The following is a 12,170-nucleotide window of genomic DNA, read 5'->3' as shown; positions in this document are numbered from 1 at the left end:
CTTTATGAAACCAGCGGAAATACATGCGAGATGGAAAGAGTTGCAAAACAGGATCGTCGCCGAGTTTGATTCTGATATTCCAGACTTAAAAGTGATCTTGTTCCTGATTGGAATTCAGGAATTAGGTAAGGGGCCAGGGAAGTATAGTAAACGCCAGAAGGAAGAACTTATGCATATTGCTACCTGCCGTTTGCTTAGCGAGATGGGCTTTTACGAGCTAGAAGGTCTTGATCAGGATGGTTGGCCTCATTGGAAGCTGGTAAAACCTGTTCCTTCGTTTGCTATGATGGAACAAGAACTACTATTAAAGTCTCTGGCTGTCCAGTATTTTGACGACATCTACAGTGAAGAATAAAAGAAGCCCGATGTAAATATTACACCGGGCTCCTCTTAATTTCTTTGAACTTATTTTCCTTGTTGTTGAGCTTCTTTTTTCAAAGATTCGTTGGCAACGATAACAACCTCAACCCTACGGTTAGCTGCTCTGCCTTCATCTGTAGCATTGTCTGCGATTGGCTCAGAGAATCCTTTACCAATGGTTAACAAACGAGAGGATGGTACGCCTTGAGAAACTGCATATGCTTTAACCGCAGCCGCACGTCTTTCAGATAAGCCCATATTGTAAGCTTCAGTACCTTTATTATCAGTGTGTCCAATTACTTTGATATCTGTTCCTGGATATTGGTTCAATGAACTAGCTAATGATTGAACATTAGTTTTGGCCTGTGCAGTCAAATTAGCTTTATCAAAGCCGAACAAAATACCACTGTCGAACTTAACAATAATACCTTCACCTTCACGGATTACTTCAGCATTAGGAATTGCATTTTGAATCTCTGCAGCTTGCTTGTCCATTCTTTTACCGATAAATCCACCGGCTGTACCACCTACGGCAGCACCTATAACGGCACCAACTGCTGTGTTACCTGCTTTCTTACCTATAATAGCACCAATTACACCACCTGCTGCGGCACCAATTCCAGCACCTTTTTGAGTTTTCGTTAAACTATCGCAACCTTGAAACGCCATCGCGCCAAAAGATAATGCTATGCTAAATGTTGCTATTTTAAATCTCGAAGTTATCATAATACTTTTTTTAATTATAACACCAGTAACTCAAACGTAATGCCAGTTTTTGATCTATTCAGAAAAATATTCTTCTAATTCTTTCAAAGAATTTTCGTCAGTATGAAAATCTTTGATAATCAACCCTTTTTCCAAAAGGATAATGCGATCACAAACATCGGTAACATGATTCAAATCGTGGCTAGAAATGAAGGTTGTCATTTTTCTTCCTCCTTTTAAACTTTTCAAAATCGTTTTCAATCGAATTTGAGTAGTCGGGTCTAAGTTTGCAAAGGGTTCATCTAGCACAAGTAACTCGGGATTCTGCATTAATGCAGCAGCTATGCCCACCTTATTTTGATTTCCTTTACTGAAATCACGGATATACTTTCCGCTGTTCAATATTTCTCCATTAAAGAATTCGCTATATTTTATCAGGTATGACTGTACATCGGCAATACTTAAATCGTGAAGACTGCCCACAAAAGTAAAATACTCTTCAGGAGTTAAGTAATCAATCAGAAAGCCCTCGTCCAGGTAAGATGCGGTGTAGTTCTTCCATTGGTCACTCGATATTACGTTCTCAGATTTCGACAGAATTTCACCTTTCGAAGGCCGTATCAGATCTAGGAGCATACGGAAGAAAGTAGTTTTACCCGCTCCGTTATTTCCTACAAGCCCTACAGTTTCCCCTTGTTGGATCTGCAGACTTTGGATATTTACAACAGTCTTATCGCCGTAAATCTTTTTCAGTTTATTTATTTCTAATATCATAATTATTCTCTGTAGCCCTCGGCCATTTTATATCTCTGTGATTTTAATCTTTTTGTAAGAAAATTTATCCAGAATCCGCGCATAAGGAGCATGATCAATCCAAATAAAGCAACGATAATCAGTCCTGTGTAGGGCATGCCTAATAGTCCGAAAGGAAGGTAAATTAGTATTGGTGTTAAAGTATAAGGAAATGCTAGTAGCCATTGGGTAGCCCCTGTGCCCTGATAATTAAAACTTGCGCTTTTATTAATGTCAAGTCTCTTGTAGTTAGAAGTCCCCATATAAAGTACGATTACCGTCCCAAACCCAATATTATATAGATAGGCAGCCAGATGTAATAGGAGCAGCTTCGGACTCAAAAATCCATAGAAGCTTGCTACTACGGTAATCATTGTACACGCAATTGTGAACAACAAAAACTTAGCTTTAATGTAGTCCTTGAAATTGATCTTGCTGACTAACAGTCCATCAAAATGAGCACTTTGCCAGGCATAAATGAATTGGCCGTAGATAATAATAGATATTCCCGTCATGAAAATAGCGCCAAACATCATCTGTCCAAAGGAATTTGAAGCGATTGCAGCCTCTTTGTAGAAAAAGAATCCGTAGAGAAGGAATAGGAAACCCATAAATACACTAGAGCGAGAGCGTTTATGCCTAAGGATCAGTTTCAATTCTAAAGCAGCTAATTCTCCTACTTTTCCAAATCTATTTAAGAATGCGTAGTCAGTACTCGCTTTCTTTTCCTTAGCTGTACCCAATTCTTCTACATACAGATTGTTAATCAAGAATTTTGAATTGAGTTTGAATATACAGAAGGCTGCCAGGGTAGCGATCAAACCTAAATATGGATACATGGCAATATGCCTGAAAACAAAATCAGATGCAGCCATCAAGGAAATGATCTTAAAATACTCTAACCCTGCAAGGGCCGCGAAGATCGAGAGTCCGACAACGGTATAGGCAATATTAGAAATGGATTTTCTCTTTATATATAATGCTAGAAAGTTATTAAACACGGTAAGTGAAAGAATGGTGATGATGTACATTGCAGTAGCAAATGCACCATACTTGCCGGCTATCTTGATGAAACAGAAAGGCAAAAATATAAAGAAAGGCCAAAGGTTAAAGGCACTAAAGAGCGCTTTTACATTTAGAAATCCGATAAGCTTTCTTTTTGGTATTTTGAGATGCAAGTAGGGGATGATACTTAGCGTTGGTAATTCCTGGAGCTGAATACGCATGATAAAATCAAACGCAAAATAGTATAGTATAAAACCATTGAAGCTCTTTGTCACATCCTGATCAGGAAATACCTCTGGAAGAAATTTCACCATACCAAAGCCAATGAATATGGCTATACCAAGAAAATATAGCAGTAACAGGCCGAAGACAATCTCCGCTGCAATACTTCCTTTTTTATTTCTTGAGCGCCAAAATGATTTTTGTTGGTGGCTTATAAAGGTACTGAGCATATTTTAGTCTAAATTTAAGTTATAATTTGGATACAAGATCCTAGTTTTTGTTACACTAATAATTGTATTTATCTTTCCAATTAGACTTGAGTTTCTCCCGCAACTTCTCTTCTGCAGGGTTGTTCCCGGGATCATAAAGTTTGGTGCCACTTAACTCTTCAGGAAAGTATTCCTGAGGAGAAAAGTTTCCTTCATAGACATGAGCATACTGATAATCTTTTCCGTAACCAATGTTTTTCATAAGCTTGGTCGGCGCATTCCTGATGTGAAGCGGAACAGGTAAATTACCTGATTGCTTCACGAGGGCCTGTGCACGATTAATGGCTTCATATGAAGCATTACTTTTGGCAGAGCTGGCCAGATAGGTAACACATTGAGAAAGTATGATTCTGGATTCTGGAAAGCCAATAACGTTTACGGCCGCAAAGCAATTGTTAGCAAGCAATAGCGCATTTGGATTGGCATTGCCAATATCCTCCGATGATAAAATAACTAGTCTTCTTGCTATAAATAGCGGGTCTTCTCCACCTTCAATCATTCGTGCCAACCAGTAAACTGCAGCATTTGGATCGCTACCTCTTATAGATTTGATAAAGGCAGAGATGATGTCATAATGCTGCTCCCCGGCTTTATCGTACAATGCGAGATTCTGCTGAGCATGGGCAAGTACGTTCTCATTAGTGAGTACAGGTTTGTCTCCGCCTATTCCGTTGACAACAATCTCCAGAACATTTAATAGCTTACGTCCATCGCCGCCAGAAAGACGAATGAGTGCTTCATGTTCTTTAATTGTTATTTTCTTTTGCTTAAGAAGTACATCTTGCTTAATCGCCGCTTGTAGCAAACCGGTAAGCTCTGCTTCATCAAGCGCCTTGAGTATGTAGACCTGGCATCGCGAAAGCAATGCGGAAATCACCTCGAAGGAAGGGTTTTCTGTAGTTGCACCAATCAATGTCACCAGGCCTCTTTCTACTGCCCCAAGGAGACTATCTTGTTGTGATTTGCTGAACCGGTGAATTTCATCAATAAACAAGATCGGCAGACCCATTAAGTTATTTTTAAGTTGTGCCGCCTTATCGATCACTTCTCTAATGTCCTTTACACCAGAATTGATAGCGCTTAGATTAAAGAAAGGCCGATCTAAGGTCTGAGATATAATATAGGCAAGTGTTGTTTTGCCAACTCCAGGAGGACCCCAAAAGATCATCGAGGGTAATTGCGCGCTTTGAATAGCTTTACGTAAAACCGCGTCAGGACCAACAATATGTTTCTGCCCAACATACTCATCCAGACTTTGTGGACGCATCCGTTCAGCTAATGGAGGTAAATTCTGCATGAAAGTAAATATACAGAATATTTATTCTGTCTTAGGATTGCTGTTAACTGTGCCAGGCTTTTTCTTCCAAAACTTTCTCTTAGGAGCGCCAGTAAATTTTGAGCGATCGGTTGCAACTGCACTTACCGATTCCAATGGAGCAGTGCCGAGATCTTCCGGCATAGGGATGCGATCAATTCTTTTTTCAATCAGCTTTTCAATGCTTTCCAGTTTTCTTTTATCCTTCGGATTTACTAAAGTTATCGCCGTTCCTTTTGTAGAGGCACGCGCTGTACGGCCAACTCTGTGCACGTAATCTTCGGCGTCATGCGGTACGTCAAAATTGACAACAAGGTCAATTCCTTCCACATCAATGCCACGACTTAACACATCTGTACCGATCAATATTGGGAGCATTCTATTTTTAAATTTCAACAGTGCTGCTTCTCTCTCTTTTTGGGTAAGATCTGAATGAAAGGCTTCAGCTTTTAACCCGAGATTTCTAAACACCTTACCCAAGTTTTTTACCTTCTCCTTTGTTGATGCAAAAACAATAATGCTTTTGAAATCACCGGATTTAAGTATTCTGGTTAGAAGGGGCACTTTTTGCTCGTCATGAGCAAGATATATTTGCTGTAAAATGCCTTCCGCCGGCTTAGAGATAGCGATATTTATTTGCTGCGGATCCTTTAGGAGCGTTGAAGCGAGCTTTCTAATTTTAGGTGGCATGGTTGCCGAGAACAATACCGTTTGACGAACCTGTGGTAAATACCCCACAATCTTCATGATGTCATCATAAAAGCCCATGTCCAGCATTCTGTCTGCCTCATCCAGTACCAGATGTTTAAGTTGATCAAGATTTAATAATCCTGAGGACAGGTGGGATATGAGTCTTCCTGGAGTGGCAATTATAATGTCGACACCTTCGCGCATTGATCTTTTTTGTTGTTCATAAGCTATTCCATCCCCACCGCCGTATACAGTTAAAGAACTGATATTGGTGAAATAGGAGAGTGCTTCAACTTGCAGATCTATCTGCTGTGCGAGTTCACGTGTGGGTGCAAGAATAAGCGTATTGTTATGCCGTTCTGGGGTTTCACTGATCATATTCATGATCGGTAAAAGGTATGCACCCGTTTTTCCTGTACCCGTTTGTGCGCAGGCGATTAAATCTTGCTTATTAAGAATCAGTGGGATAGCTTGTTGTTGTATTGGTGTGGCACTGCGAAATCCCATTGCCAATAAACCCTCGTATAAGTCCGGGTTAAAATTAAAATCTTTGAAATCCAATCTACTTTTTTATTGTTAGTTTTTTACTTTCTAAAAGTAACCTTTTTATTTTGCTTTATTCTTATCTGCATAACCAAAGACCCTTTGTAATAAAGTCGTGCTTCTTGCTCCAATATTGTCGCGGATTTTTAATTCCTCCTGTGCAACTTGTATAAACATCCCGTCAATTGCTTTCTGTGCTACATAGGAAGATAGATCTGTCGAAATCGGATTAACTAATGGAATCTTATTGTATTGGTTTGCAGCATCGCTCCAGTATTTCGTAGCGCCTACTTTAGCTAAGCTGGTTGTGATAACAGGCCGGAACTTTTCCATAAGCTGCGCAGTAGTAGCCCGCTTAAAATAGGTAGTAGCAGCATCTTCTTTCCCCAATAGTATATTCGTAGCATCCGCTATTGTCATTTGCTTAATGGCGGAAATAAATATAGGTTTTGCTTCTTTAGCAGCATCTTCAGCTGCTCTGTTGATGGTTAATATTACATTATCAGCTAAAGAGCCTAAGCCAATTGTACGTAATGTTTTCTCTACCTTTTGAGCCTCTGGAGGAAATAAGACCTTAACTGCCAAATTTCCCAGAAATCCATCTTTAGCAGATAATTCATTAGCCCCATTTGTTGTTCCTATTTCTAACGCCTGTTTCAACCCTAGTCCAATTTCTGTCGTCGTAGGATTTCCAATAGGAAGCTGCTTGATAATGTTTCCTAGCTGTGCCTGACTTTGTACGTCACAGCTACTTAAAAAGGTTAATAGAATTAAAGAAAGTAAAAGGCTAATAGTTCTCATCTGATTTGCTCGTATGCTCAATACTAAGCAATTCTTTGGCCAATAACTTTGCAGACCTAGCTAATTTCACGAATTCAGATCGATAGCCTTCGCTATCTTTACCCCTAGCAGCGTCTGCTGTGGATATTACATGGTCGAAACTGGACTGTTGAATAAATTCTGATTGCTTTAAAAGAAGTCCGAACTCGGCAACCGCTGCACTAAATCTACCAGAATTACTTCATATAGTGCGGTAACAGTGTGACCTGAGCCCATTTCACCAGCGTCTTTCTTATCGTCATTGAAGTCTTTCGACTTTAGCATCCTATTTTCGTAACCAATCAACCTGTAAGCTTGTGCCTTTGATGGATTAAACTCAACTTGCAATTTTACATCTTTCGCGACGGTGTATAATGTTCCTCCAAACTCAGTTACTAAAACTTTCCTGGCTTCAGATATATTATCTATATAAGCATAATTGCCATTACCCTTGTCGGCGAGCTTTTCCATCTTGCTGTTTTTGTAGTTTCCCATTCCATAACCAAGGACAGTCAGAAATATCCCACTTTTACGCTTCTGTTCAATCAAATTTTCCATTTCGTTATCGCTTGAAGCACCCACATTGAAGTCTCCATCTGTGGCCAGGATGACTCTATTATTTCCTCCCTTTACAAAATTTCCAGCAGCAATTTTGTAAGCGAGTTCAATACCTTCTCCGCCAGCTGTAGAGCCACCTGCACTTAACTTATTCAAGGCTTCCTTAATTTTTGTTTTCTCATTTCCATTAGTCGATGGGAGTACCACGCCTGCATTTCCGGCATAAACCACTATCGCTACTTTATCTTGTTTTCTAAGCTGGTCGGCAAGCATTTTAAAGGATGAAATAAGAAGCGGCAATTTGTTTGCCTGATTCATGGAACCTGAGACATCTATTAGGAATACAAGATTGGATGCCGGCAAATTGGCGTTGGATACCTTTTTTGCCTGCAACCCAATCTTCACCAATCTATGGCTTGTATTCCATGGAGCATTAGAAATTTCTGTATTAATGTTGACAGGGTTAGTACCCTTTGGTTGTTCATATTCATAATCAAAGTAATTAATCATTTCTTCAATCCTTACGGCAGCTGAAGGAGGCAAACTACCATTGTTTATAAATCGGCGAAGGTTGCTGTAGCTTGCGGCATCCACATCAATCGAAAAAGTAGATAGAGGACTTTGTAGCACATTTTTAAATTTATTCTCAGTTACTGTGGCGTAACTTTCATTGTCATCTAAACCGCGGATATTGATTGGTCTTCTTAAACTTGGAGCACCCGTGTTATTCTGTATTTTAAGTTTGCCAGTACTTACTCCTTGAAGTAGCTGCTCAACATTGCCAACAGGGATATCCTGTACTTTTTTTCCACTTACAATATACGAGCTTCCTGTCGTCGCTTCCCGAGTACGCTTTACATAACCTCTGATCACGACCTCTTCATTCAAGGCGTTCTGCGTCTCCTCCATTTTTACATCGATAATCCGGGCTTTATTTATTTTAATTGTAACCGTGTTGTAACTAACGTAAGAGAATACCAATTCCTGGACGTCTTTTCCAACTGTAACACTATATGTTCCATTCTGATTAACAGTCGTCTGAACCCTCAAAATTCTCTTATCGTCTGAAACAGAGACGTATGCCCCAACTATAGGGTTCCCGGTTCTTTTATCAGTAACTGTTCCTTTGATGGTTCGTTCCTGTGCTTTTGAAGTAGTATAATCGGTTAGAGACAAGAGGATTGTTAGAATTAGTATTAATATTTTCATAACCTTTAATTTGTAAACAGGATGAGCGCTTTACTCGAATTCCATAATAGTGTCAAAAAATATTTTTATACTTGAGCTCAATATCCGCTCAAACCTTTGAAATTTATTAGGAACAATTCGCGAACACAGGAACAGAATGATGCAGACCTTATAAGAAGCTACAAGGTAAGTGGCAGTCTTGATGTACTGGGTCAACTGTATAACAAATATATGCACCTGGTTTTCGGAGTATGTATTAACTACCTGAAAGACGAGGAGTTAAGTAAAGATGCTGTGATGCAGATTTTTGAAGAGCTTATTCTGAAGTTAAAAGTTCATGAAGTTCAGAATTTCAAAAGCTGGCTTCACGTGCTCACTCGCAATCATTGTCTGATGGCAATACGTAAAAATGCCAAACATGAAACCGTATCTTTAGAAGATACATTTGTGGAAAACACAGACTTTGTGCATCTAGATATGGATGATACAAAAGAAAGTAAGCTTTCCGTTATGGAGAAGTGTATGGAGAAGCTCCCTCAGGAACAGAGAATCACTGTAGATCTATTTTATTTGCAGGAAAAATGTTATAAGGAAGTCTCGGATATGACCGGATACGATATGCTTAAAGTAAAAAGCTATATTCAGAACGGGAAAAGAAACTTGAAGATTTGTATAGAAAAGAATAGTGGTGAATAACGATTGGTTAAATATAGATGTTTTAGAAGACTACCTTGACGGTAAGTTGGATGCAAAGACCATGAATAGGGTGGAGCGCGAAGCGCTTGAAGATCCATTCGTTGCAGAAGCATTGACGGGTCTGAGTGCTTCTCCAAAACGTTCCCTGGAATCTATTTCTTTACTGCAAAAGCAACTCAGAGACCGCATTAATCAACATCAAATTATAAAGAAGCAGTCTGTCATTACCTGGCAGAGACTCAGTATTGGCTCGGCTGCCGCTGTTTTGTTTATCACGGTAGGTATCGTGTATTGGATGAATCAGGTGAATTACGATAAAGCTTTGAATTCTTCTAAAAAAGTCGAAGTGTCTATTGCCCCTAAGAAAGACCAAGATAGCGGCCTTTCAAAAGCAGTTATGCGAGAAGTATTTTCTTTACCGAAAGAAGAAGCTATTGCACAAACTAGAAAAGCTAAGGTTGTTCTTTCTGCACCTGATGCAACAGCTTCTCAATCCAGTGTTGCTGTTCCTAAGCAGACAGATGTCGAAGAAAAAATTGCAAGCAGAAGAGCTTCTGCAATTTTTTCAAGCGCTGTAGTTATGAAGACCTCGCAGCGTTCGGATATTGTTTCGGGTAAGGTGGTGGATGAAGCTACAGGAAGCCCAATGATTGGTGCCTATGTTTCAGCAAGAGATTCAAAAGGATTACTTAAGGTAGTAGCCAGCGTTGATGCAAACGGTCTGTTTTCATTCAAAAAGGATGACTCGATAGTAGATTCGACTATTATAATAAGTTCTGTTTCGTATGACACACAGGTATTGCGGATTAAATCCAATCAGCCGCTTACAATAGCTCTTAAGGAAACTTCAAATATCTTAAATGAGGAAGTTGTGATTAGAGGCTACGTCAATAGAACCAAAGAACAGACCACAGGATCTTCATACATTGTCTCCGGTAAAGAAGTGGTTGATGTTCCTGTTGGCAATGTTGAGCAACTGCTGCAGGGGAAGGTGGCGGGATTAAACATTCAGAATAATTCTGGTGCACCGTCAAAGTCTCACCCCATAGAGGGTTGGGATCATTACTTCATGTATCTTAATAACAATAATAAATTTAAAGGTCAACCAAGGGTGGGGAAATCAGTTGAATTAAGCTTCATTATTGACACTGCAGGACTTGCCCAAAATATTAAAGTAGTGTCGGGCATTTCCAGTAAGTACGATAAAGAAGCAATACGATTGATGAAAGAAGGCCCGAGATGGTTACAGCCCCAGCTTGCAAATGCAAAAATTAGTTTTAGGATTGACTTTTAGAAAAACAGGTGGATAAAGCTGAAGATGATAGCAGCAAGTGTAGCCGAAACTGGGATAGTTAATACCCATGCCCATAAAAGGCTTACCGTTACACCCCATCGTACCGCTGAAACCCTTTTCAGAAGGCCAACGCCGACAATTGATCCTGTAATGGTATGAGTTGTTGAAACAGGAATTCCAAAGTGTTCCGTAATACCTAAGGTAACTGCACCAGCAGATTCTGCTGCGACACCTTCAAAAGCGTTCACTTTAGTAATTTTTGAACCCATAGTTTTGACGATTTTCCATCCTCCACTCATAGTGCCTAAGGCAATAGCTGCGTAGCAGGAAATTGGAATCCATTCCGGCATCGGGTCACCAGTAGTAAGGACATTTGAGGCTACCATGGCTACATAAATAATACCCATAACTTTTTGTGCATCATTACCTCCATGGGTAAAGCTCAACGCTGCAGAAGAAACCAATTGAAGCCTTTTGAACCATTTTTCGGCTACTGATGGTCTTGCATTCTTTGAAATATGAAGTATGATAATTGAAATGATCACTGAAATGGCCATACCAATGACTGGAGCCAAGACAATAAAAGCAACAACTTTCAATATAGGGGCAAGGTTGATAGCCGTCATCACATTAACGCCTAAGGATGCGGCTTTGGTCATACCAGCACCAGCGAATCCCCCGATCAATGTATGCGATGAGCTGGAAGGAATTCCAAACCACCAGGTAAATAAGTTCCACATGATCGCAGCGATCAGACCGGCAAGAATAACTTCTAATGTAATGAAATTCTCCACTACCGTTTTAGCTATTGTATTCGCTACTTTATGGTCTGTGAAATAGAAATATGCAGCAAAGTTGAATAATGCTGCCCAAAGTACAGCCTGAAAGGGCGATAATACTTTTGTTGATACTATAGTTGCTATTGAATTGGCCGCATCATGAAAGCCGTTGATATAATCGAAAGCAATTGCTAAAACAATTACAACAACCAGTAAGGTAGTTACCATTTTTAAATGTTTTAAGCGTTCTTAACCAAAATAGACTCTAACACATTGGCCGCATCCTCACATTTATCTGTAGCCATCTCTAGTGTTTGAAGAAGTTCTTTTTGTTTGATCAATTCGATCGCGTTTGTTTCAAATTCAAATAGACGGGCGACTGCTAAGTTGCATACATAATCAGCCTGATTTTCGCCGCTGTTGATCCTTACACATGCATCAGCGATAACGCGGATATTTTTGAAACTCCTTAGTTCTTTTATCGCTTTGTCTAAATCCGTACACATTTCTACTAAAAGCTCTGCAAGTTTGATCATTGCATCACCTATGTTGGTGATGTTGTATAACTCAATGTTTGTCGCTGAAGCGTGGATGTAATCTGCAATGTCATCCACTGCGCTAGCTAGTGCATGGATATCTTCCCTGTCAAAGGGAGTAATGAAGTTCTTACTCAGCTCCAGAAAGATTGAATGGGTAATATCGTCACCAACATGCTCTAATCGCTCGATTTCTTTAATGTGTTCTTTTCTTTTTTCCATGTCAGACGCGGTTAGCGCTAACAATAAGGCCTCTGAAATTTTCAAGACGTTACTTCCTGCCTGCTCGAATAGCGGTTGAAACTTTTTATCCTTTGGAGTGAAGAAATTGAAAATGCTGTTCATCTTATTAAATATAATATGGTACAAAAGTAGGCGTACAATGTTAACTTAATGTTA

13 protein-coding genes are annotated in these 12,170 nt (G+C 39.6%); 3 read left to right on the top strand and 10 right to left on the bottom strand.

The genetic code is table 11. From position 1 onward, the window contains the following. Positions 1 to 4 precede the first annotated feature (4 nt). On the top strand, positions 5 to 355 hold the full coding sequence (locus tag ACHFIZ_RS01920) for a hypothetical protein (protein WP_410882312.1): 351 nt from the start codon (positions 5 to 7) through the stop codon (positions 353 to 355). 50 nt (positions 356 to 405) lie between these two features. Here ACHFIZ_RS01920 and ACHFIZ_RS01915 read toward each other — a convergent pair whose 3' ends face one another. The 8 genes from ACHFIZ_RS01915 to ACHFIZ_RS01880 are packed head-to-tail and all read right to left on the bottom strand — an operon-like array spanning position 406 to position 8,487. Beyond that, positions 406 to 1,086: an OmpA family protein gene (locus ACHFIZ_RS01915; RefSeq protein ID WP_410882310.1), complete on the bottom strand. Its 681-nt coding sequence runs from the start codon at positions 1,084 to 1,086 to the stop codon at positions 406 to 408. Between the two features lie 54 nt (positions 1,087 to 1,140). Next, positions 1,141 to 1,839, bottom strand: coding sequence for an ABC transporter ATP-binding protein (locus ACHFIZ_RS01910; RefSeq protein ID WP_410882308.1), 699 nt, complete (start codon positions 1,837 to 1,839; stop codon positions 1,141 to 1,143). A gap of 2 nt (positions 1,840 to 1,841) precedes the next feature. After that, the gene (locus ACHFIZ_RS01905) at positions 1,842 to 3,314 is read right to left on the bottom strand and encodes a DUF5687 family protein (protein ID WP_410882306.1); all 1,473 of its coding nucleotides are present in this window, start codon (positions 3,312 to 3,314) and stop codon (positions 1,842 to 1,844) included. Positions 3,315 to 3,369: 55 nt separating this feature from the next. Beyond that, complete coding sequence (locus tag ACHFIZ_RS01900) at positions 3,370 to 4,650, bottom strand: replication-associated recombination protein A (RefSeq protein WP_410882304.1); 1,281 nt, start codon at positions 4,648 to 4,650, stop codon at positions 3,370 to 3,372. Positions 4,651 to 4,671: 21 nt separating this feature from the next. Continuing rightward, the gene (locus ACHFIZ_RS01895) at positions 4,672 to 5,919 is read right to left on the bottom strand and encodes a DEAD/DEAH box helicase (RefSeq protein WP_410882302.1); all 1,248 of its coding nucleotides are present in this window, start codon (positions 5,917 to 5,919) and stop codon (positions 4,672 to 4,674) included. 45 nt (positions 5,920 to 5,964) lie between these two features. Continuing rightward, complete coding sequence (locus tag ACHFIZ_RS01890) at positions 5,965 to 6,702, bottom strand: DUF4197 domain-containing protein (protein ID WP_410882300.1); 738 nt, start codon at positions 6,700 to 6,702, stop codon at positions 5,965 to 5,967. Then, the gene (locus ACHFIZ_RS01885) at positions 6,689 to 6,856 is read right to left on the bottom strand and encodes a YfbK domain-containing protein (protein ID WP_410882908.1); all 168 of its coding nucleotides are present in this window, start codon (positions 6,854 to 6,856) and stop codon (positions 6,689 to 6,691) included. Before ACHFIZ_RS01885 ends, ACHFIZ_RS01890 begins: the two co-directional genes overlap by 14 nt. A 14-nt stretch (positions 6,857 to 6,870) precedes the next feature. Continuing rightward, positions 6,871 to 8,487, bottom strand: coding sequence for a YfbK domain-containing protein (locus ACHFIZ_RS01880; protein ID WP_410882298.1), 1,617 nt, complete (start codon positions 8,485 to 8,487; stop codon positions 6,871 to 6,873). 96 nt (positions 8,488 to 8,583) lie between these two features. Here ACHFIZ_RS01880 and ACHFIZ_RS01875 point away from each other — a divergent pair, with 96 nt between their 5' ends. Together ACHFIZ_RS01875 and ACHFIZ_RS01870 are read left to right on the top strand one after the other, a co-directional pair. Then, complete coding sequence (locus ACHFIZ_RS01875; RefSeq protein WP_410882296.1) at positions 8,584 to 9,162, top strand: RNA polymerase sigma factor; 579 nt, start codon at positions 8,584 to 8,586, stop codon at positions 9,160 to 9,162. After that, on the top strand, positions 9,155 to 10,456 hold the full coding sequence (locus ACHFIZ_RS01870; RefSeq protein WP_410882294.1) for a carboxypeptidase-like regulatory domain-containing protein: 1,302 nt from the start codon (positions 9,155 to 9,157) through the stop codon (positions 10,454 to 10,456). Before ACHFIZ_RS01875 ends, ACHFIZ_RS01870 begins: the two co-directional genes overlap by 8 nt. On the opposite strand, the gene ACHFIZ_RS01865 is transcribed toward ACHFIZ_RS01870, so the two are convergent. Next, positions 10,453 to 11,463 carry an anion permease gene (locus tag ACHFIZ_RS01865; RefSeq protein WP_410882292.1) on the bottom strand — a complete coding sequence of 337 codons (1,011 nt, stop codon included), beginning with the start codon at positions 11,461 to 11,463 and terminating at the stop codon, positions 10,453 to 10,455. The genes ACHFIZ_RS01870 and ACHFIZ_RS01865 overlap by 4 nt on opposite strands. An 11-nt stretch (positions 11,464 to 11,474) precedes the next feature. Further along, a complete protein-coding gene (locus ACHFIZ_RS01860; protein ID WP_410882290.1) occupies positions 11,475 to 12,116 on the bottom strand; it encodes a DUF47 domain-containing protein in 642 nt (213 codons plus the stop codon). Positions 12,117 to 12,170: the final 54 nt, after the last annotated feature.

This window comes from Pedobacter sp. JCM 36344, from assembly GCF_046546555.1.
Classification (GTDB): domain Bacteria; phylum Bacteroidota; class Bacteroidia; order Sphingobacteriales; family Sphingobacteriaceae; genus Pedobacter.
This window is presented reverse-complemented; position numbering and strand designations above follow the sequence as displayed.